Raw genomic sequence first — 20,145 nt, 5'->3', positions numbered from 1 at the left:
GAAAAATTCTTCGTCAGCGTGAGCTGTTTTCGACGTTCGCGTGACAAGGGTCATGAAAGCAGTACTGACCCATCGCCTAACGACACCTCGATCATGGCTTCCACCCGTCCTATCCGCCGATGCCGACCGGCCCCGGTCCGCTCCCTGCCGCCGTGCCCGCGCGCGGCCATGTCCGCCGTCTCGGCGCCACGCGGTCTCGCCCGCCGGCTGGCCGGTGCCGTCCTGCTGTCGGCGTTGCTGCCGTTGCCCGCGCTGGCCGACACCGACGCGTCGCCCGCGGCCGAGCAGCGCGCGTCGCGCCGGCAATACGACATTCCGGCCGGTTCGCTCGAACAGGCGCTGAACCGCTTCGGGCGCGACGCGGGCATCCTGCTCGCGTTTCCCGCCGATTTGACGGCCGGCCTCACGAGCGGCGGCGTGCACGGCCGCTTCGATGTCGACGGCGCGCTCGATCGCCTGCTCGCGGGCACGGGACTCGTCGCGGTCCGCCAGCCGAGCGGCGGCTATACGCTGCTGCATACCGGTAAAGCGACCGGCAAGACGGCCGCGCAGGCAGGCGAGGCCGGCGCCGAGCTGCCGACGATCGCGGTGCGCAGCAACGCAGTGCGCGCAGAGAGCTACCGGCAGCCGCAGCAGGCCGGCGTGCTGCGCTCGGACATCCCGCTGCTCGACACCGCGCAGGCCGTCGCCGTCGTGCCCGCGCAGGTGCTGCGCGACCAGCGGCCGGTCAATCTCGACGACGCGCTCGCGAACGTGAGCGGCATCACCCAGGGCAACACGCTTGCCGGCACGCAGGACACGATCATGAAGCGCGGCTTCGGCGGCAACCGCGACGGCTCGGTCATGCACAACGGGATGCCGATCGTGCAGGGCCGCTCGTTCAACGCGGCGGTCGACAGCGTCGAAGTGCTGAAGGGGCCGACGTCGCTGCTGTACGGGCTGATGGATCCGGGCGGCGTCGTCAACGTCGTCAGCAAGCAGCCGCTCCTCGCGCGCTACAACGCGCTGTCGGTCGGCGGCGCGACCTACGGCCATGGCAAGAACGGCGGCAACGCGACGCTCGACACGACCGGGCCCGTCGGCGATACGCGGCTCGCGTACCGGCTGATCGTCGACCAGTCGAACCAGCAATACTGGCGCAACTTCGGCGAATACCGGCAGACCTTCGTCGCGCCGTCGCTCGCGTGGTACGGGCGCGATACGCAGGTCGTGCTGTCCTACGAAGACCGGAAGTTCCATTCGCCGTTCGATCGCGGTACCGCGCTCGATCCGCGCACCAGCGCGCCGCTCGACATTCCCGCGCGGCGCCGACTCGACGAGCCGTTCAACAACATGGACGGCGAGTCGCATCTCGCGCAACTGTCGGTCGATCACCAGCTCAACGCGGACTGGAGCGCGCATTTCGGCTACAGCTACAACCGCGAGACCTACGACGCGAACCAGATCCGCATCACGGCCGTCGACCCCGTGACCGGCACGCTGACGCGCAGCAACGATGCGACGCACGGCGCGCTCAGCACCGACAGCTACGGCATTGCCTACGTGAACGGCAAGCTGACGCTCGCGGGAATGCGGCACGACGTGCAGTTCGGCGTCGACAGCGAATACCGCCGCATCTACCGCAAGGACATGCTGCGCCAGGCCGTGAAGACGCCGTTCAGCTATGTGGATCCCGTGTACGGATTGCTGCCGCCGTCGAGCACCGTGTCCGCGAGCGACAGCGACCAGACCGATACGCTGCACGACGCGTCGGTGTTCTTCCAGGACAGTATCCACGTGACCGACAAGTGGATCGTGTCGGGCGGGATGCGCTTCATCACGTACAACCAGGTCGCGGGCCGCGGCCGGCCGTTCAAGGCGAACACGGATCTGAGCGGCTCGAAATGGCTGCCGCGCGCGAGCGTCGTCTACAAGTGGAACGACGCGTTCTCGTTGTACGGCAGCTACTCGCAGTCGCTGAAACCGTCGTCGTCGATCGCGCCGATGACGGGCGGCTACGTGATCGACGGCGCGACGCCGCCGGAAGAGTCGACCGCGTGGGAAATGGGCGGCAAGCTCGACCTGCCGGGCGGCCTGTCGGGCACGCTCGCGCTGTTCAACATCGACAAGAAGAACGTGCTCGTGTCGCAGTTCAACGACACGACGAAGCTTACCGACTGGCGGACTTCCGGCAAGGCGCGTTCGCGCGGCATCGAGCTCGACCTGTCCGGCAAGCTCGGCGAACGCTGGAACGTGATCGCGAGCTATGCGTACATCGACGCGAAGACGACCGAGGATCCGCTCTACGCGGGCAACCAGCTGTGGAACGTCGCACGCCATACCGCGTCGCTTGCGGCCGTCTACGACGTCGGCACGCTCGCGGGCGGCGACGATTTGCGCATCGGTGCGGCCGCGCGCTACGTCGGCGCGCGGCCCGGCGATTCGGCGAACAGCTTCACGCTGCCGTCGTACGTGCTCGCCGATGCGTTCGCGACGTACGACACGCGGATCGGCAAGCAGAAGGTGTCGTTCCAGCTCAACGTGAAGAATCTCTTCAACCGAACCTACTACCCGTCGAGCGCGAACCGCTACTTCGTCGCGGTCGGCGATGCGCGGCAGGTGTCGCTGCTGACGACGCTGCAGTTCTGATGCCCGATTCATGCAACGGCCGTGCGATTCGGCATACGGCCATGGAGATCATTGAAATGAACAGGAATACGAAGCGTGAAAACGAACGCGTGCAGTCCCGCACGCGCAGGGGGGCAATGCGTGCTATTGCGGGTTCGGCAATCGCGCTTTGCGTCGGCGTCGCCGGCCTCACTTGCGTTACTGGACTTGTACCGGCCGCCGCGGCCGAAACGCAGCCCGACGTCACGCGCGTCGCGATGCTCGTGCAGCTCGGCGGGCCGAACCTGAAGGTCGACGAACGCGTCGGCGCACATCTCGAAACACGCGGCTATGCGGTGCGTTTCATCGATCAGGCCGCGACACCCGACGCCGCGCGCGATGCGGACATGGTCGTGATCTCGTCGACGGTGTCGGCGAAAAACGTTTCAGCGGGCTGGCGCACGCTCGACAAGCCGCTCGTGACCTGGGAAAACGACCTGCTCGACGATCTCGCGATGACGGGCAAGCGCCACGATGTCGATTTCGGCGAAACCGGCAAGGAACGCTACGTGTGGCTCGTCAATGCGCCGCATCCGATCGCGGCCGGGCTGCCGGCCGGTACGACGAACGTTTACGGCAAGCAGGCGCCGATGAGCTGGGGCAAGCCGGGGCTCGGCGCAAGCATCATCGCGACCGTGTACGGACAGCCGGACAAGGCCGCGATCTTCGCGTACGAGAAGGGCGCGACGATGGACTACGAATCGCTCGCGCCGGCGCGGCGCGTGATGTTCTTCCTCGACAACGACACGTTCGTGAACCTGTCGCCGGCCGGGCTCGCGCTGTTCGACGCGGCGGTCGACTGGGCGGCGGGGCGGCGCTGACTTCACGAATCCCGCCGCGCGACATCTTCGATCAGTTGTGCGAGCAGCCTCACCGGCTCTGCAAGGGTGCGTGCCGCGCGATGCACGAGCCCGATGTCGCGGTGGAACGTGTGATGTCCGAGATCAATTGCGCGTACGCCCGCGGGCCAGCGGCGATACGCGGCCGTCTGCGGCACGATCGCGACGCCGACTCCGTTCTCGACCAGCTTCACGATCGCCTCGAGCTCGTCGAGCTCGCACACTTCCCGCACGGCGACATGCATGCGCCGCAGAAACCGGTCCACCTGCCGGCCGCCGAACGATGCGCGGTCGTAGCGGATGAACGGCTGGTTCGATAGCAACGCCGTCCAGTCCTTTCCCTTTACGCCGCGCGGCACGATCAGCCGGAACGGCTCCTGCGAGAGCATCGTCCAGTGCAGGTCGCTCTGCAGCGCAAACGGCGGACGAATGATCGCGGCCATGTCGATTTCGCCCGCATCGACGAGGTTGACGAGCTCCATCGACAAGCCGGGAATCACGCGCGTGCGGCACGCGGGATGCTGCCGGTGGAATTCGGCGAGCGCGGCGGGCAGCAGCGCGCGTTGTACCGACGCGATCGCGCCGACGGTCACGCGGACCGCGGCAGGCGAGCCGGGCGCCGTCGAACTCAGGTTCTCGTAGAGACGGATCAGCTCCTGTGCCTGGGCAAGCACCTGATGTCCCATTTCGTTGAGCCGCGACGACCGTCCTTCGCGATCGAACAGTGCAAAGCCGAGTTCGGTCTCGAGACGCTGCATCTGCGCACTGACGGCGGCCTGCGTGAGGCCGACGCGGTTGCCGGCGGCGGCGAACGTACCCTCCCGGGCCACCGCGACGAGGGTTTTCAGTTCACGGATCATTCATCAATAAAATTTGTGAATTGCAAAATTATATATTGATTTTATTTTCGACTCTCGGTGCCTACCATGGCGTCACTTTCTGGCCGCGCGTGCCAAACGACGCCCGCCGCGCACGGTGTGCGGCGGATCGACCCATCTTGTATTTCCTGGAGACACCATGAGCCTTTCCCCGTTTCATCTTGCGATTCCCGTCTACGACCTGCCGGCCGCGCGTGATTTCTACGGCCGGATCTTCGGACTCGAAGAGGGGCGTTCCGGCACGCAGTGGGTCGACTTCGACTTTTATGGCCACCAGCTCGTGATTCACGAGCACCCGAAGACCGCGTCGCAGGAAAGCGTGCACTGCAACCCGGTCGACGGTCACGACGTGCCGGTGCCTCACTTCGGGATCGTGCTCGACTGGGCGCGCTGGGAGGCGCTCGCCGAGCGCCTGAAGTCGTTCGGCGTGACGTTCGTGATCGAGCCGTACGTCCGCTTCCAGGGGCAGGTCGGCGAGCAGGCGACGATGTTTTTCTTCGACCCGTGCGGCAACGCGCTCGAGTTCAAGGCGTTCAAGGACATCGGCCAGCTGTTCGCGAAGTAACGGAGCGGGAGGGTGCCGCTGCGCCGGTGCCGTTTCAAAAAGGGGCAGGAAAAGCCTTCGGAACGGCACGCTGCGGCGCGGGGTGCCGTTGGCAGTAGCGCCGCGCGACGCATACTACGGCGGCGGTGCGAAGGGTTATACGGACTGGCCTGTCAGCGCCGTTTGAAATTGAATGCGAGAATGCGGCGTTCGGCCGGGCTGCACCGGGGCGCGCGCAAGCGCTGTGTCGCATGCGCAGCGCAGCGGCGGCGCGCATGCCGCACGGCCAGCACCGCGTCACACGGCACCCGTCCGTGTATGCCGTTTTCCAGGGAACCCGTATGGACAGTCACATCGCTCCGGTGGAGCTGAAGAAAGCCTACCGTCTCCTCAACCACGGCCCGACCGTGCTCGTGTCGGCGCGTCATGGCGGCACTGACAACGTGATGGCCGCCGCGTGGGCCTGTGCGCTCGACTTCACGCCGCCGAAGCTGACGGTCGTGCTCGACAAGAGCGCGAAGACCCGCGAACTCGTCGAGCGCAGCGGCACGTTCGTGATCCAGATCCCGACCGCCGCGCAGTTGACGCTCACGCATGCGGTCGGCAGCCACAGCCTCGCCGACCGGCCGGACAAGCTGCGCGAAGCCGGCGTGACGCTGTTCGGCATCGAAGGCCATGACCTGCCGTTCGTCGCCGGCTGCTCGGGCTGGCTCGCGTGCCGGTTGATTCCGGAGCAGCACAACCAGCAGACGTACGACCTGTTCATCGGCGAGGTCGTCGGCGCGTGGTCCGACACGCGCGTGTTCAACGACGGCCACTGGCATTTCGAAGCGGCCGATCCGGCATTGCGCAGCCTGCATTACATCGCGGGCGGTAACTTCTATGCGATCGGCGAGCCGCTGTCGGTCGATGCCGTGAAGCCGCCCGCAGCGTGACAGACCGGGCGCGGCAACGCAGTCCCGGTCGCGTAACGCCGGGTTCTCCGCGCGCCGCGCCCATCTGCCATCGCGTCGGTTCCGCCGTGGTCCCGCATGCCTGCGCGGAGCTGACCGCGCTCACTTCAATTCCCGCAACATCAACTCCACGAACGCTTCCGCGACACGCGGCAGCGTACGTCCGCGTTTGCGGATCAGCGCGATCGGGCGCACGAACGCGGGATCGTCGATCGGTTTCGCGACGAGCGCCGGTTCGGTCAGCACTTCGCGCGCCGTCGCGGGCAGGATCGTCACGCCGAGCCCGCCGCGCACCATCGCGACGGCCGTCGTCATGTAGGTCGGCTCGCACGCGATGTCCGGCTCGCAGCCGGCCGCGTCGAGGGCCGCATCGACGACGCTGCGCACGCTGGTGCCTTGCGCGGTCAGCACGAGCGGCTCGCGCGCGACGTCGGCGGCCGTGACGCGGCGCTTGCGCGCCAGCGCGTGATCCTTCGGGCAGACGGCGACCAGCCGGTCCGAGCCCGCATACAGCACCTCGAGCGACGCATCGAACGCGTCGCCGCCCGTCAGGCCGAGATCCGCTTCCTCGTTGCGCACGAGCGACGTGACGAGACTCGCGACGCCGTCGCGAATCTGGAAGCCGGCAAGCGGCACTTCCCGCCTGAATGCCTGGATCAGGTCCGGCAGCGCGCTCGACGCGAACGTCGGCAGGCACGCGAGCCGCACGGTGCCGCTCGATCCTTCGCCGAGCGCGCGCGCGTCGCGCAGCACGCGCTCCATGTCGTCGAGCGAACGCTGCAGCAGCGGCAGCAGCTCACGGCCCGTCTGTGTCAGCGCGACGCTGCGGCTGTTGCGGTCGAACAGCCGCGCGCCGACGATCTCCTCCAGCCGCCGGATCTGCACGGTCAGCGCCGGCTGCGACAAATGGAGGCGCGCGGCGGCGCGCGTGAAGTTGCCGGCGTGCGCGACCGTGACGAACGCGCGAATATCGCGAAGATTCAGATCCATAACGGCTTGTAATTGCTGCGATCAAATCATTTCAATTGTGCTATCGCTGCGCCGACCTTACGCTCGTCTCCAACAAAAGACAATGGTTGGAGACAAGGATGCTGCCACTACTCGGGCTCGTCACGATCGCCGTCCTGCTCGGCGCGATCCTGTCGAAGCGGATGTCGCCGCTCGTCGCGCTGATCGTCGTGCCGATCGCGGCATCGCTGATCGGCGGCTTCGGGCTGCAGACCAGCAAGTTCGTCGTCGACGGGCTGAAAAGCCTCGCGCCGGTCGTCGGCATGTTCGTGTTCGCGATCCTCTATTTCGGCACGATCACCGACGCCGGCACGCTCGATCCGATCATCGACCGCATCCTGCGCGCGGTCGGCACGCGGCCGACGCGCATCGTGGTGGGCACGACGCTGCTCGCACTGCTGATCCATCTCGACGGCTCGGGCGCCGTGTGCTTCCTTGTGACGATTCCGGCGGTGCTGCCGCTCTACGACCGACTGAAGATGGACCGGCGCGTGCTGGCCGCGGCCGTGTCGATGGCGGCCGGCATCAATTTCCTGCCGTGGACGGGGCCGATGATCCGCGCGTCGGCGTCGTTGCACCTGCCGGTGTCGGCGCTGTTCAATCCGCTGATTCCGGTGCAGGCGATCGGCCTCGTGTTCGTGTTCGGCGCCGCATACTGGCTCGGCCGCCGCGAGGAGAAGCGCCTCGGCATTGCGCGGCACGACGCGTCGATCCCGCTGCCGGCGCGCGAGCTGACGCCGGAAGAGCAGGCGCTGCGCCGGCCGCGCAACTTCTGGTTCAACCTCGTGCTGACGCTCGTCGTGCTCGGCACGATGGTCGTGATGGGCGAGAAGATCCCGCCGGCGATCATGTTCATGGTCGGGCTGTGCATCGCGCTGATGGTCAACTATCCGGACGTGGACATGCAGAGGAAGCGCATCGACGCGCATGCACGCGCCGCGCTGATGATGGCGGGCATCCTGCTCGCGGCCGGCGTGTTCACCGGGATCATGCAGGGCAGCGGGATGCTGAAGGCGATGGCGCAGGCCGCGGTCGGCTTCGTGCCGCCGTCGATGGCCGGCCACATCCCGGTCGCGCTCGGGCTGCTGTCGATGCCGCTCAGCATGGTGTTCGATCCCGATTCGTTCTACTTCGGCGTGCTGCCGGTGATCGCCGAGGTGGCCGGCCAGCTCGGCGTGCCGGCCGTGCACGTCGGGCAGGCGGCGCTGCTCGGCCAGATGACGACGGGGTTTCCCGTCAGTCCGCTGACGCCCGCGACGTTCCTCGTCGTCGGCCTGTGCGGGATCGAGCTCGCCGAGCACCAGAAATTCACGTTCCCGCTGCTGTTCGGCGCGTCGATCGTCATGACGGTCGCGTGCGTCGTGCTGGGAATCTTCTCGTTGTGAGTGTTACCCGATGACGGTGCAGTGATGACGGCAATGCAACACGGAAAGCGCGTGCGCATCGGCGCGGGCGCAGGCTACTCGGGCGACCGGATCGAACCGGCCGTCGAACTCGCCGAATACGGCCAGCTCGACTACCTGGTGTTCGAATGCCTCGCGGAACGCACGATCGCGATCGCGCAGCACGCGAAGCGCAAGGATCCGGCGCTCGGCTACGATCCGCTGCTCGACGCGCGAATGCGGGCCGTGCTGCCCGTTGCCGTACCCAGGCGCGTGCGCATCGTGTCGAACATGGGCGCCGCGAATCCGCATGCGGCCGCGCGCAGGACCGCGCAGATCGCGCAGTCGCTCGGTTTCGGCGGGTTGAAGATCGCGGCGGTCGGCGGCGACGACGTGCTCGACGTCGTGCTGCAAGGGCAGTTCCGTTTCGTGGAAACCGGTGACGACGTTGCCGCGTATCGCGACCGCATCGTGTCGGCGAACGCGTACCTCGGCGCCGAGCCGATCGTCGACGCGCTCGCGGCCGGCGCGGACATCGTGCTGACGGGGCGCGTCGCGGACCCGTCGCTGTTCGCCGCGCCGCTCATTCATGAATTCGGCTGGCGCATGGACGACTGGCACACGCTCGGGCAGGCGACCGTCGTCGGCCATTTGCTCGAATGCGCGGGGCAGGTGACAGGCGGCTATTTCGCCGATCCCGGCTACAAGGACGTGCCGAATCTCGCGCGGCTCGGCTTCCCGATCGGTGAGGTCGCCGCGGACGGGGAGGTCGTGATCACGAAGGTGCCGCACGCGGGCGGCCGCGTGAGCGCGGCGACCTGCAAGGAACAGCTGCTCTACGAGATTCATGATCCGGCCAGCTATCTGCAGCCGGACGTCGTCGCGGATTTCAGCGGCGTCGACGTGACGGAGGAGGCGCCGGACCGCGTGCGCGTGACGGGCGGGCGCGGCGCCGCGCGGCCGGACACGCTGAAGGTGTCGGTCGCGTATGCGGATGGCTTCATCGGCGAAGGGCAGATTTCGTATGGCGGCCCGGGCGCGCTCGCGCGGGCGCGCGTCGCGCTCGACATCGTCCGCGAGCGCCTCGCGTTGACCGGCGTGGCTGCGAGCGAGTTGCGCTTCGACCTGATCGGTGTGGATTCGCTGTACGGCGGCACCGCGGTGGCCGAGCCCGGCGAGCCGGCCGAAGTGCGCGTGCGGGTGGCCGGGCGCGCGGCGACCGCCGACGAAGCGCTGCGGATCGGCAACGAGGTCGAGACGCTCTATACCAACGGCCCGGCGGGCGGCGGCGGGGTCGTCAAGGCGACGCGCGAAGTGATCGCGGTGCAGTCGGTGCTGTTGCCGCGCACGGCCGTCACGCCGTCGTTCTCGTTCGTGGAGGCTTGACATGAAGCTGCGGGAACTTGCGCATTCGCGCACCGGCGACAAGGGCAACACGCTGAACGTGTCGGTGATCTGCCACGATCCGCGTCACTACGATCATCTGCGCACGCACCTGACCGCCGACGCGGTCAAGGCGTGGCTTGCCGACATCGTGCACGGCGACGTCGTGCGTCACGAGCTGCCGAAGCTGGCCGCGTTCAACTTCGTGCTCGGCGCGGCGCTCGGCGGCGGCGTCACGCGTTCGCTCGCGCTCGATGCGCACGGCAAGTCGGTCAGCTCGGCCTTGCTCGCGATCGATGTGCCGGCGCCGGCGTAAGCGGCCGATCGATCGGCCGCGTCGACCGACGCATCGCCGCGCCGCCGCAGGTCACGGAATCAGCAGCTCGCGGCGTCCGTCCGGATGCTCGATGCGTTCGCCCGTCATGCGCAGGCGCTGATCCGCGCGGTAGTCGTAGACGGCGCGCGATGCGGCGATCTGAGCGAAATCGAGTTCGACCGTATGGCGCGATTCGATGTTGGCGGCTTCGAACAGCAGGTGTCCGAACGGATCGGCAGCGAGGCTGCCGCCGGCGAACACGACGTCGTGCACGCTGTCGCCGACGCGGTTGGCGACGACCGCGAACACCTGGTTCTCCATCGCGCGCGCGGTGACGGACGTGCGGTGGACGTGGCGGTACGGTTCCATGTTGCCGTCGGTCACGAGAATCAGCTCGGCGCCGAGTTCGGCGAGCGCGCGCCCGCTTTCCGGGAATTCGCTGTCGTAGCAGATCAGCAGGCCGATGCGCACGCCGCGCCAGGCGACGGTCGCGTAGCGGTCGCCGGGCAGCACGACGCCACGCTCGCTGACCCACAGGTGGGTCTTGCGATAGCGGAGCGCGATGCCGTCCGGGGTGACGAACACCGTCGTGTTGTAGTACCGGCCGCCGTCGTTCTCGATCAGTCCGACGACTGCCGCGACGTCGCGCGCCCGCGCGGCGGCCACGACTGCGCTGACGCTCGGGCCGTCGAGCGGCTCGGCCACGGCCGCGAGGTTGCCGGGATCGAGGAAGCCGGTGAGCTGCGCCTCGGGAAACATCACGATGTCGGTGCCGGGCGCGCAGGTGGCGATGGTGTCGAGCGTGCGCTCGAGGTTGTAGCGCGTGTCGCCGTCGCGACCCGCGAGCTGGTTGATGTCGACTTTCAGTTTCATTGGCGGGATTCGGGTGGGTGAGCCGGCCGGAACGGGCGCCGGGAACGGATTGCAGGACGGGGCCAGTATGCGCCGAACCATGGAAATTCCCATCCCGCCGATGCGTTAACCCGTTGGGGGTATTGATTGGCCGCCGGTCGGCACGTCACGGCAGTCGCAGCGGATTGCGCCGCGCGCACGTGCTCACCCGTCGATCTGCGCCTTCATGAACAGCGAAAACAGTTCCGACTGCGAGTTGACGTTCAGTTTTCCGTAGATGTTCCGGCGATGGACCTTGACCGTTTCGGCGGAGATCGCGAGCTTGCCGGCCACTTCCTTGTTGGAGCGGCCGCTGAGGATCAGCCGCACGACGTCGAGCTCGCGCGCGGTGAGCGGCGTGCCGAGCCGTTCCATCGCCTGTTCGAACCCGCCCCGGGCGCCGGACGCGCGCGCCGGCGCGTGCTCGGCCGGCGCCCGTTCGAATGCGAGGCGCTGGCGCATCAGCGCGGACACCCACGGCCGCATCAGGTCGAGCAGCGCGACCTGCTCGGGGCTGAAGCGCCGCTTGCTGCCGAGCGACATGCACAGCGTGCGCGTGTCGTCGAGCCGGACGTTGTACTGGACTTCGTCTTCGACGACGTTGTGCGTGAAGTACAGCGTGTAGTAGTCGGAGTCGCGGAAGCATTCGGGGGCGACGTCGGACAGCCGGAACAGCCCGCTTTGCGGCGCCTCGCGGTTCGCGATGTAGAACGGGTCCAGCAGGTACAGCCCCTGCACGTAGTCGCGAAAGAGCGGGTCGGGTCCGCCGCCTTCGTACGGGCATTCGGCGAACACTTGCGGGCGGCCGTCGCTGAACACCAGCACGACCCAGCTGTCGACCGGTACGTACTCCTCGATTTGCCGGATCAGCGCGAGCCAGAAGCCTGGCTGGTCGAGCGACTCGACGAGCCGGCCGATCGAGCGGTGCCATGCGACGTCCTGCAACGTGAGGTTCATGCGGGTTTCCGTGTCGGGTATGCGTATTGGCGGGGCGGGCGGAATCGAAGATCGAGATCCTACCGCCGACCGGTCGGGCTGGCGAGGCTCGCCGTCACCGATGCAGGAGGTGCATGATGGCCGCCTGTTCGCCGGTATAGCGACTAATATGAAATGATCGGCGAGCAGCCGCACAGGTATCGTGCGGTGCGGCGCGCCGCGGCGCCTTCGTCGCGGATGCCCTTGAACGCCGGAAGGAGGGGCGGGAAATGCGGCGAATCTACGTGCTGTTGCCCAATGCGAAGAGCGCGACGCACATCATCAACGAATTATTGCTCAGACGAGTCGAATGGCGGCATGTCCACGTGCTCGCGGCGCCGGGCATCCAGACCGAAAACCTGCCGCAAGCGACGCTCGCGCAGCGCAGCGACCTGCTGCCGGCGCTGGCGCGTGGCACCGCGGTCGGCTGGTTCACGGGGATGGTGGTCGGGCTCCTCGCGCTCGTGTTCCATCCCGAGGGACTCAAGATCGCGGCGGGCGCCGTCGTACTGATCACGCTGATCAGCGCCGGATTCGGCGCGTGGACCGCGACGATGATCGGCGTCAACGTGCCGAATACGCGGCTCAAGCGCTTCGAAGCGGCGGTCGAGAAGGGCGAGCTGCTGATGATGGTGGACGTGAAGACCGATCGCGTCGACGAAATCGAGGCGCTGATCAAGAAGCACCATCCGGAAGCGGACGTCGAAGGACACGATCCGACGATTCCGGCGTTTCCTTGAACGCAGCGGCGCTGCGGATGACGGGCCTCTGAAGGCGCAGCGCGCCGAGTTTCGAGCCGATTCCGCCGACGTCGTGACAACTGCCGGTCCGCCCGGCGCGTGACGGCGCGCGCCGGGTGCGATGTTGCGTCTTGCGTTTGCGCCTGTTCGCGGGTCGAACGTGCCGCGATGGCCGATCCGCCGGCCCGCGCGATCGCTCCAGCATACGAATCATTGCGCGGCCCATCCGGCCGCGCCGGCCGCCGCTGCGCGCGGTTGATCTGTCACTCCATCCTGATAAGCTATCGCGATTCCGAGATGGAGAAGTCGATGACTCCCAGCGCCAAAACAACAACAGCAACGACATCCCCCCTGACGGGCCCCCAACTTGACAGCCTGATGGATCGGCTCGAAGCCGATCTCGAGGAAAGCGATTCGAGCCGCGCGAGCGACCTGCCGACCCGGCTGCGCGCTCAGCCATTGCGCGCGCATTCGCTCGACGCGATCGCGCGCCTGCACACGCTCTGGATGCATGCCGGCGATCCGGCCGCCGCGCGCGCCGTGATCGATGTCGACGGCGCGAGCGTGCACGATGCGGCGCCGTACGATGCACAGCCCGATATCCGGATGCAGCTTGCGCTGTACCGGCTGCAGATTGCCCATCACCTCGGCGAGGGCGAGGCCGTCGCGCACGCGATCGGCGAGATGCACGGCGTCGTGCGCACGTCGCCGGCGCTCGATGCGGAACGCTACCGGCGGCTGCGCATCTTCGACGCGCTGGAACGCGACGGCGCGGTGCACGCGCTCGACACGATCGAACTGCGGCATGCGCTGAATAGCGCGGCGCCGGCGCGCGGCGCGTTTCGCGCGTGGGACGAAGCGGACCGCCAATGCCGCCGCGCGTGGGCGCTCGAGCGTCTCGGCCGGACCGACGACGCACGCATCGCGGCGCAAGCCGCCGTGGCCGCGATCGCGTCGCCTGCCGCCGGCCAGGACATCGACGTGTATGACTGGCTGCGGGTCGGAGACGCCATCATCGAGATCGCGCCGCAGCAGCTCGATACGGTGCGCGACGCCGTGTCGTCGCGCGTCGCCGGCTGGGCGCTGCCGCCGCGCCGCGAGGTCGAAGTGCGGCTCGCACGGCTCGCCGCGCGTGCAAGTCATGCGCAGGGCGATCTCGACGGCGCGCTCGCGCAGTGCGAGCTCGCACGGCACAGCCTCGAATCCGACGGCGGAGACGATTTCATCGAATACGAGCTGCCGTGGCTGCTCGACGCGGGCCGCACAGACGAAGCGGGGCGTCGTGCGTTCTTCCACGTGTACCAGGTCGAAAGCACGACCCTCGACAGCGTCGCGCGCATCATTCAAGCGCGTCTCGCCGAGCCGGCCGACACGTCGGTCTGGTGGCCGCTGTGCATGATGCGCGCGGGCGGCTTCGAGCCGACGTTCGAGCGGCTCGTCGCGTTCGGCGCCGCGCGGCGCGAGGACGTCGCCGCGCGATCGCCGGCGCATGCCGAGATCTTCGCCGCGATCGGCAAGCTCGACGGCGACGCGTTGCGGCATGCGGTGCGCGATGCCGCGCGCGCGGTCGCGGAACGGCGCGCGCCGGGCCATCCGTGGATCGCGCGGCTCGCCGCCGTCTACGACGGAGAAGCCGGCCGCATCGATGCGACGACCCAGGCGGCGCGGCTGCTCGCGGCCTCGCAGGAAGGCGAGATGAGCGACAACCGCACCGCGAACATGCTGACCGTCACGCGGATACGCGCGCTCGGCGTTGCCGCCGCGATGAAGCTGCCGCCGCCGTCGCTGCCGAGCGGGCTCTGGAGCTATGCGTTCGCATGCGGGATCGACGACGCGGTCGAGGAAGCGATCGAAGGCCTGCCGGCGGCGGAACAGGAGCCGGTGCGCGCCGATTTCGAGCGGCTGCAGATCGCCGTGTACGAGCAGGGCCGTGCGTGCATGGAACGCTTCTTCGCGACCGGAAAAGGACACCCGTACGATGCGTGCGCGCATCTGTACTCGATGCTCTGCAACAACCTCGCGATCCTCTATCGCGGCGAGGAGCGCTACGACGAGGCGCTCGAGCTGCACCGCAACGGCATCGGGGCGAGCCCGTTTGCCGAGCATTACGACGGCGTCCGCTACGTGCTCGCGTGCCAGCGCAAGGACGCGGAAATGCTTGACGCCGCGGAGCAGCTTTGGCATTACGCGGCCGAGTACGGCTACAGCCGGCACGAACCGAACTGGTACGTGCGCGACGTGGTGCGCGCGCTGAACCGGCTCGAGCGCCACAACGAAATGCCGATCTGGCTCGAGCGCCTCGTCGGCTGGCAACGCGAGAACGACCAGAACGACGGGAGCCTGCCCGGCGAAGCGCTCGTCGCGCGCCTCGTGTTCGCGACCTACATGGCGAAGTCCAATCCGGATCAGGCGGCGGCGCTGTACGACGCCGCACGGCCGCAGTTCGACGCGTCGACCGATCCCGACGTGCTGGTCCGGGCCGGCGACGCAGCCTACGCGCTGCACCGCGCGGCCGATACCAAGGAATACTACGAGCGCGCGATCGTGTCGAACATGCATGCGGAAACGCCGATCGACCTCGACATCGACGAGATCGGCGACCGGATTCATTCGTTCCCCGAACATCAACCGGAGCCGGACCCGCAAGCGGCCGCCGCGCCGCAAAAGCGCTGGTGGAAGTTCTGGCAATGACGGCCGCCGCTCGCCGTTCCGGCTACGCGCCGCGCAACGCGCTGAACGCCGACGCGCTGAAAGCCGCGATCGCGGCGCGCAGCGACGCGCGCGGCGATGACGACGCGGTGCGCGCGTGGCTGCTCAATCACTTCTACCGTCACGTCGTCGCGAACTTCGAGCCGGCGCGTCGGATCGCATCGCTCGACGATGCGCGTCGCGCGCTCGGCCAGGCCACGCCGCCGGCGTGGGTCGTCAAGCGCTTCGGTCCTGCCGCGAAGGCGGGGGGCGCCGCGGCCGGGGACGATCTCGCGCCGGTCGTCTGGGTCGACCCGGCCGGTCCGCCGTTGCTCGCGCTCGAGGCGAAGCTCGTCGAATTCCTCGAGTCGCGCAAGGGGACCGGGCTCGACGGCAAGCTCGACCGGATCAACTGTCCGCAGGCGCTCGCGCAGTGGGAGCGGGAGCACGCGGAGATGGAGGCGCGCATCGCGCGCGGCTGGCGCGAGAGCCAGCCGGACGCGCTGCGCGAGTGGCTCGACACGGCCAACGGCCGCTTCGTCGAATTCCTGCCGGACAGCGCGCTGCTGCGCGACGAGATGGCGTTCGAAAGCTACGTGATGCGGCATTGCCTCGGTCAGTTCGCCGACCGGCGCGCACTGACGGGCGGCTACGGCGAGCGGTACGCGCAAGCGATCGAGGCGCGCAAGCTGCGCCTGCTGAGCTTTCGGGATCCGAACGGTCAGCCGCACATCACGGTCAGCGTCGCCGTGCGCGCGGACGGCGGGCTCGACGTCGATCAGGTCAAGGGCAAGCAGAACCGGCCGCCGATCGAACGCTATATCGACGACGTGCTCGCCTGCCTGAATGTGCTCTGCACGAGCGACCATACGCCGCCCGACTGCGTCGCGATCGGCGTCGTCCATACGCCGTCGGGCTGGCAGCGGATCGAGGACGTGACGGACGCGGCATCGCAGGCGCGGCTCGTCGGCCGCTATCCGCAACTGTTCGGCCGGCTCGCCGCGCCGACGCCGACCGTCGAATGGCTCGTCGCCGCCCGGCAGCCCGAACTGCTGTCCGCGCGGTCGCCGCGCTCCGCGTCCGTGCGTTATGCGGTGCGCGCGGTGCTGGCACCGGCTGCGCCGAACGCCGGGCCCGCGGCTTCGGATACCGCGCCTGCCGCGTTCGCAACCGAAGACGTGCGGTGGCCGGGATGCGACGCGTCGCATGTCGGCGCAGCCGGCGAGTGATGGACGCGTTGCCATGACATTCAAGCTCATCGTTGCGCTCTTCGTGCTTTGGCGCATCGTCCGCTATATCCGCCGCCGCCGCGCGGGCCGCCCCGCATTGTCCGCGCGCAAGCACTGGGCGCTGCTGCTTGCGCATCCGTACGTCGACGCGACGGCGTTCTCGGGTTTCAGCTTCGCGGACACGAACCACCTCGGCGACGACAGGCGCAAGTTCCTGCGTGCGCAGACGCTGCATCAGATGGAGCTGCGCACCGACGCCACCGACGACGACGCGCGCGCGCATCTTGCGCGCGTGCTCGAACCGCAATGGTTCCGCGCGGACCTGCATGCGCTGCAGCCGACCGACGATCCGCGCGCGGCGCTCGCGTTCGCGTGCGCGCGGATGGCGTTCTTCGCGCGCGTCGCGATGCTGATGGGGTGGGCCGATCAGGACAGCGCATGGCGCGTGCTGCTGCTGAACGCGCAACGTGCGCAGGACTGCTTCGATAGCTGGGACGACTTCGGCCGGGCGTTCATCGCCGGCCGCCGGCAATGGGTGGCCGGGTTCCGCGCCGACCCGTTCGGCAAGGCGTTCGACGACGACGCGCTGCAGCGCTGGCTCGCGCCGCGCGATGGCGCATGGGGGCAGGCCGCATGGCCGGGGCTCGCCGCGTTCAGCCCGGAGCGCGTTGCGCCGGCTGCGTGATGCCGCTGGCGACGCAATGACGGAACGAAGCAACGAAGCAACGAAGCAACGAAGCAACGAAGCAACGAAGCAACGAAGCAACGACACGACGACACGACGACACGACGACACGACGACACGACGACACGACGACAACCGCCCACCTGTTCAATTCAAATGCCCTCGACCTACCGCTACATCAGCCGAGCGCTGGCGATCGCTGCCTGCGGGCTGTTCGCCGCGCTGCCGGCCCGCTCCGCGCCTGCGTCCGGCGCGGCACCCACCGACCGCCTGCTGCAGGCGTTCATCCGCGACAACTACGGCGCCTGGCGTGCCGACCGCAAGGGCTGGCAGCAGGACCAGGACGACTTCATCTACCAGTCGTGCGGATCGCTTCGCGTCGCCACGCCGGACGGCTCGCGCTACCTGCTTGCCATGTGCGGCGAGACCGTCGAGAGCGTGCAGAACGGGACGCCGGGGATGGACTCCGACGCGACGCCCGGCACGATCGACCTGTATGTGCTGAAGCCCGTGCAGGATGGCAAGGGGCTCGAGCCGGTGCTGAAGAAGACGGACATCGCGTCCGGCAAGCGCGGCGAGCCGGGCCGGGTCAGCATCGAGCGCCTCGGTCCGCATCTGTTCGGTTTCGTCATCGGCGACGGCGTGATGCTGCAAGGCTATCTGCAGAGCATGCGCGCGATCTGGCTGCCGCACGGCAATGCGCTCGTGCTGGCCGCGCCGCGCATCAACGACGCGCTCGACAACACGGGCTCGGACGAATGCGAGAACGCGAAGGCCCGCTGCGAAGTCCGCAATTTCAAGATCGTCCCCGACACGACCGGCACGGACGACGTCTACCCGTTGATCGTCACCGAAACCGGCACGCGCGGGAACAAGGACATCGACGCGCGCTACGTCGTCAGATTCGATGTCGCGCGCGGACGCTACATCGTGCCGAAAGCGTTGCGGGAAGGGTACTGAAGCGCCGCGCGCCGCTCGGGAGGCGGCGCGCGGGTGACGGGTGAATGGCGGAAGCGGCTGGCGGCACGCGCCGCGCGCGCATCACACGTACAGGTAGCGGACGAGGTGGAAGAACACCGGCGCCGCGAAGCAGATCGAATCGACGCGATCGAGCATCCCGCCGTGGCCCGCGATCATCGAGCCCCAGTCCTTCGTACCGAGCGAGCGCTTGACGGCCGACAGCACGAGCCCGCCGACGAAGCCCGCGATGACGATCGCGAGCGAGATCCCGAACGCCGCGCCGAAGCTGAACGGCGTCACGCGATACAGCGCCGCGCCGCACAGCGTCGCAAGCAGGCCGCCGCCGATGAAGCCCTCGATCGTCTTCGACGGCGACAGCTGCGGCGCGATCTTGCGGCGTCCGAACAGCTTGCCGACCACGTACTGCAGCACGTCGCTGATCTGCACGACGACGAGGAAGAAGAACAGCAGCAGCGCGTTCTGTCCCGCGTAGTGCGGAATGTCGAGGATCAGCACCGCGGGCGCGTGACTCAACCCGTACACGCACACCATCAGCGCCCAGTTGATCTTCGCGTTGCGGCTCAGGAATTCGCGCGTGTCCTGCGTGAGCGCCGACACGAGCGACATCGCGAAGAACAGGTGCACGGGCACGAAGATCGAATACATCCCGTACCAGTTGATCCCGAGCAGCAGGTATTGCACCGGAATCGCGACGAAGAACGCGATGAACAGCGTCGTGTGGTCGCTCGCGGTGGTCGGCGTGAGCGTGATGAACTCGCGCAGCGTCAGGTACGACAGCACGGCGAACACGAGATAGGTGACGTTGTTGCCGAGGCCGATCGCGATCACCATCACCGCGATCATCGCCCACCACGCACGGATGCGCTGGTTCAGGTTGACGATCGTTGCGCTATTGCCGCCGCTGCGTGCGCCGAGGATCGCGCCGATCACGGTCGCGACGGCCAGCAGCGCCGTGACGCCGCCGACCAGTTCCCAGAAAAGAGTTCGCATGTCGATGTCCGGATGAGGAGGGAAGCGCCGCGCTCAGCCTGCCGGGCGGTGCGGCGCGAGCGCGACGATCGCGTTGCGCATGCGGGCGAGGAACGACGCCTTGTCTTCCTGCTCGCCGCGCGCCTCGTTCGCGCCGAAGTGCACCTTGCAGATCAGGGGCACCGGCCAGATCGCGCCTTTCGGCATGATGCGCTGCAGGTTCTCGAGATAGACGGGCGCGAGCGCGACGTTCGGGAATTCGCTCGCGAGATGGAACAGCCCGCTCTTGAACGGCTGCGGCAGCGCGTCCGCGCCGCGCGTGCCTTCGGGAAAGATGATGATCGAGTGACCTTCCTTCAGCGCGTCGCGCACGGGATCGAGTGGATCGCCGCCGGATTCGCGGTGTCGGTCGATCAGCACGACGTTCAGCAGGTTCTGCGCGATGTGGCGCTTCAGGTCGCCGCTGTCCCAGTAGTCGCGCGCGGCGACGGGCCGCACGACCGCGCGCACGTTGCGCGGCAGCGCGGCGAGGATCGCGAGCGTGTCGACGTGGCTCGTATGGTTCGAGAAATAGATCTTTTGCGTCGGGGACGGCGGCGCCTGGTGCCAGACCGGATACGCGCCCGCGACGAGCCGCACGATCGTCAGCAGGAAATCGCGCTGCCACACATGCAGGATGTTCATCGGCGGCACGCCTCCTGTTCGCATGCCCGCTGCGCCGCGCGTGCGCGGCGGACGGGTTCCCGGAATGCCGGCGCGGCACGCTGCGCGTCGGACGGCCCATGTTTAAATTTTTTCAAATTCGTGAATGCCTGTCGCAGGTCCGCGATAATCGGCCGAATAATCGGCGAGCGTCGCGATGACCGGTGTGAATGGCCGCTATTGCACGAGCGCGCGAATACAATTCGAAAAGATTCCTTAATGCATTCGGGCCAGCGGATTATCGCGAGTTTCCGGGAAAAACGCCAGATTGCCGCGCGGCGCCTGCCCGGCAGGCATGAGGCGGGCGTTCAGCCGTACGCTTGACGCGTCCATGCC

The 20,145-nt window shown here is 67.9% G+C and carries 18 protein-coding genes; 12 read left to right on the top strand and 6 right to left on the bottom strand.

From position 1 onward, the window contains the following. Positions 1–93 precede the first annotated feature (93 nt). Together ACV229_RS35345 and ACV229_RS35340 are read left to right on the top strand one after the other, a co-directional pair. Positions 94–2,628, top strand: a complete 2,535-nt coding sequence (locus ACV229_RS35345) for a TonB-dependent siderophore receptor (protein ID WP_448087713.1) — start codon at positions 94–96, stop codon at positions 2,626–2,628. A 56-nt stretch (positions 2,629–2,684) separates the two neighbouring features. Continuing rightward, entirely contained in the window at positions 2,685–3,467 is a 783-nt protein-coding gene (locus ACV229_RS35340) for a hypothetical protein (RefSeq protein WP_448087712.1), read from the top strand. 2 nt (positions 3,468–3,469) lie between these two features. On the opposite strand, the gene ACV229_RS35335 is transcribed toward ACV229_RS35340, so the two are convergent. Further along, complete coding sequence (locus tag ACV229_RS35335) at positions 3,470–4,345, bottom strand: LysR substrate-binding domain-containing protein (RefSeq protein WP_448087711.1); 876 nt, start codon at positions 4,343–4,345, stop codon at positions 3,470–3,472. A gap of 157 nt (positions 4,346–4,502) precedes the next feature. Between ACV229_RS35335 and ACV229_RS35330 the strand changes: the two genes are divergently transcribed. Both ACV229_RS35330 and ACV229_RS35325 read left to right on the top strand, forming a co-directional pair. After that, the gene (locus ACV229_RS35330) at positions 4,503–4,928 is read left to right on the top strand and encodes a VOC family protein (RefSeq protein WP_448087710.1); all 426 of its coding nucleotides are present in this window, start codon (positions 4,503–4,505) and stop codon (positions 4,926–4,928) included. A 320-nt stretch (positions 4,929–5,248) separates the two neighbouring features. Next, a complete protein-coding gene (locus ACV229_RS35325) occupies positions 5,249–5,842 on the top strand; it encodes a flavin reductase family protein (protein WP_448087709.1) in 594 nt (197 codons plus the stop codon). Positions 5,843–5,962: 120 nt separating this feature from the next. Here ACV229_RS35325 and ACV229_RS35320 read toward each other — a convergent pair whose 3' ends face one another. Further along, positions 5,963–6,850, bottom strand: a complete 888-nt coding sequence (locus ACV229_RS35320) for a LysR family transcriptional regulator (protein WP_448087708.1) — start codon at positions 6,848–6,850, stop codon at positions 5,963–5,965. Between the two features lie 98 nt (positions 6,851–6,948). Between ACV229_RS35320 and ACV229_RS35315 the strand changes: the two genes are divergently transcribed. Genes ACV229_RS35315 through ACV229_RS35305 form a run of 3 tightly spaced genes read left to right on the top strand, consistent with a single transcriptional unit; the run spans position 6,949 to position 9,949 of the window. Next, positions 6,949–8,253, top strand: a complete 1,305-nt coding sequence (locus ACV229_RS35315) for a CitMHS family transporter (RefSeq protein ID WP_448087707.1) — start codon at positions 6,949–6,951, stop codon at positions 8,251–8,253. A gap of 24 nt (positions 8,254–8,277) precedes the next feature. Further along, positions 8,278–9,636 (top strand): acyclic terpene utilization AtuA family protein, encoded by a 1,359-nt coding sequence (locus tag ACV229_RS35310; protein WP_448087706.1) that lies wholly within the window; start codon positions 8,278–8,280, stop codon positions 9,634–9,636. A 1-nt stretch (position 9,637) separates the two neighbouring features. Next, positions 9,638–9,949, top strand: coding sequence for an AtuA-related protein (locus tag ACV229_RS35305; protein ID WP_448087705.1), 312 nt, complete (start codon positions 9,638–9,640; stop codon positions 9,947–9,949). 51 nt (positions 9,950–10,000) lie between these two features. Here the strand turns inward: ACV229_RS35305 and ACV229_RS35300 are convergent, their stop codons facing one another. Both ACV229_RS35300 and ACV229_RS35295 read right to left on the bottom strand, forming a co-directional pair. Then, positions 10,001–10,822, bottom strand: coding sequence for a nitrilase-related carbon-nitrogen hydrolase (locus ACV229_RS35300; protein ID WP_448087704.1), 822 nt, complete (start codon positions 10,820–10,822; stop codon positions 10,001–10,003). Between the two features lie 183 nt (positions 10,823–11,005). After that, entirely contained in the window at positions 11,006–11,797 is a 792-nt protein-coding gene (locus ACV229_RS35295; RefSeq protein ID WP_448087703.1) for a response regulator transcription factor, read from the bottom strand. 248 nt (positions 11,798–12,045) lie between these two features. On the opposite strand from ACV229_RS35295, the gene ACV229_RS35290 reads away from it, so the two are divergent. The 5 genes from ACV229_RS35290 to ACV229_RS35270 all read left to right on the top strand — a co-directional run bounded on the left by ACV229_RS35290 (position 12,046) and on the right by ACV229_RS35270 (position 18,117). Continuing rightward, positions 12,046–12,555 carry a DUF1269 domain-containing protein gene (locus ACV229_RS35290; RefSeq protein ID WP_448087702.1) on the top strand — a complete coding sequence of 170 codons (510 nt, stop codon included), beginning with the start codon at positions 12,046–12,048 and terminating at the stop codon, positions 12,553–12,555. 378 nt (positions 12,556–12,933) lie between these two features. Continuing rightward, positions 12,934–15,246, top strand: coding sequence for a hypothetical protein (locus tag ACV229_RS35285; RefSeq protein WP_448087701.1), 2,313 nt, complete (start codon positions 12,934–12,936; stop codon positions 15,244–15,246). Then, entirely contained in the window at positions 15,243–16,472 is a 1,230-nt protein-coding gene (locus ACV229_RS35280) for a hypothetical protein (protein ID WP_448087700.1), read from the top strand. The genes ACV229_RS35285 and ACV229_RS35280 overlap by 4 nt, the downstream gene beginning before the upstream one ends. 13 nt (positions 16,473–16,485) lie before the next feature. Further along, positions 16,486–17,157: a DUF1266 domain-containing protein gene (locus ACV229_RS35275; protein WP_448087699.1), complete on the top strand. Its 672-nt coding sequence runs from the start codon at positions 16,486–16,488 to the stop codon at positions 17,155–17,157. Between the two features lie 156 nt (positions 17,158–17,313). After that, entirely contained in the window at positions 17,314–18,117 is an 804-nt protein-coding gene (locus ACV229_RS35270; protein ID WP_448087698.1) for a topoisomerase IV, read from the top strand. Between the two features lie 81 nt (positions 18,118–18,198). On the opposite strand, the gene ACV229_RS35265 is transcribed toward ACV229_RS35270, so the two are convergent. Together ACV229_RS35265 and ACV229_RS35260 are read right to left on the bottom strand one after the other, a co-directional pair. Then, positions 18,199–19,128: a phosphatidate cytidylyltransferase gene (locus ACV229_RS35265; RefSeq protein WP_448087697.1), complete on the bottom strand. Its 930-nt coding sequence runs from the start codon at positions 19,126–19,128 to the stop codon at positions 18,199–18,201. A gap of 33 nt (positions 19,129–19,161) precedes the next feature. Next, positions 19,162–19,791 (bottom strand): lysophospholipid acyltransferase family protein, encoded by a 630-nt coding sequence (locus ACV229_RS35260; protein WP_448087696.1) that lies wholly within the window; start codon positions 19,789–19,791, stop codon positions 19,162–19,164. Positions 19,792–20,145 lie beyond the last annotated feature (354 nt).

Source organism: Burkholderia sp. MR1-5-21 (genome assembly GCF_053427715.1).
Note: the sequence above shows the minus strand (reverse complement) of the source record. Positions and strands in the feature narration are given on the sequence as shown.

Excerpts from the sequence above, each read along its gene's own strand:
- ACV229_RS35345 (WP_448087713.1), top strand. The coding sequence starts at position 94 with ATGGCTTCCACCCGTCCTATCCGCCGATGCCGACCGGCCCCGGTCCGC.
- ACV229_RS35340 (WP_448087712.1), top strand. The coding sequence starts at position 2,685 with ATGAACAGGAATACGAAGCGTGAAAACGAACGCGTGCAGTCCCGCACG.
- ACV229_RS35335 (WP_448087711.1), bottom strand. The coding sequence starts at position 4,345 with ATGATCCGTGAACTGAAAACCCTCGTCGCGGTGGCCCGGGAGGGTACG.
- ACV229_RS35330 (WP_448087710.1), top strand. The coding sequence starts at position 4,503 with ATGAGCCTTTCCCCGTTTCATCTTGCGATTCCCGTCTACGACCTGCCG.
- ACV229_RS35325 (WP_448087709.1), top strand. The coding sequence starts at position 5,249 with ATGGACAGTCACATCGCTCCGGTGGAGCTGAAGAAAGCCTACCGTCTC.
- ACV229_RS35320 (WP_448087708.1), bottom strand. The coding sequence starts at position 6,850 with ATGGATCTGAATCTTCGCGATATTCGCGCGTTCGTCACGGTCGCGCAC.
- ACV229_RS35315 (WP_448087707.1), top strand. The coding sequence starts at position 6,949 with ATGCTGCCACTACTCGGGCTCGTCACGATCGCCGTCCTGCTCGGCGCG.
- ACV229_RS35310 (WP_448087706.1), top strand. The coding sequence starts at position 8,278 with ATGACGGCAATGCAACACGGAAAGCGCGTGCGCATCGGCGCGGGCGCA.
- ACV229_RS35305 (WP_448087705.1), top strand. The coding sequence starts at position 9,638 with ATGAAGCTGCGGGAACTTGCGCATTCGCGCACCGGCGACAAGGGCAAC.
- ACV229_RS35300 (WP_448087704.1), bottom strand. The coding sequence starts at position 10,822 with ATGAAACTGAAAGTCGACATCAACCAGCTCGCGGGTCGCGACGGCGAC.
- ACV229_RS35295 (WP_448087703.1), bottom strand. The coding sequence starts at position 11,797 with ATGAACCTCACGTTGCAGGACGTCGCATGGCACCGCTCGATCGGCCGG.
- ACV229_RS35290 (WP_448087702.1), top strand. The coding sequence starts at position 12,046 with ATGCGGCGAATCTACGTGCTGTTGCCCAATGCGAAGAGCGCGACGCAC.
- ACV229_RS35285 (WP_448087701.1), top strand. The coding sequence starts at position 12,934 with ATGGATCGGCTCGAAGCCGATCTCGAGGAAAGCGATTCGAGCCGCGCG.
- ACV229_RS35280 (WP_448087700.1), top strand. The coding sequence starts at position 15,243 with ATGACGGCCGCCGCTCGCCGTTCCGGCTACGCGCCGCGCAACGCGCTG.
- ACV229_RS35275 (WP_448087699.1), top strand. The coding sequence starts at position 16,486 with ATGACATTCAAGCTCATCGTTGCGCTCTTCGTGCTTTGGCGCATCGTC.
- ACV229_RS35270 (WP_448087698.1), top strand. The coding sequence starts at position 17,314 with ATGCCCTCGACCTACCGCTACATCAGCCGAGCGCTGGCGATCGCTGCC.
- ACV229_RS35265 (WP_448087697.1), bottom strand. The coding sequence starts at position 19,128 with ATGCGAACTCTTTTCTGGGAACTGGTCGGCGGCGTCACGGCGCTGCTG.
- ACV229_RS35260 (WP_448087696.1), bottom strand. The coding sequence starts at position 19,791 with ATGAACATCCTGCATGTGTGGCAGCGCGATTTCCTGCTGACGATCGTG.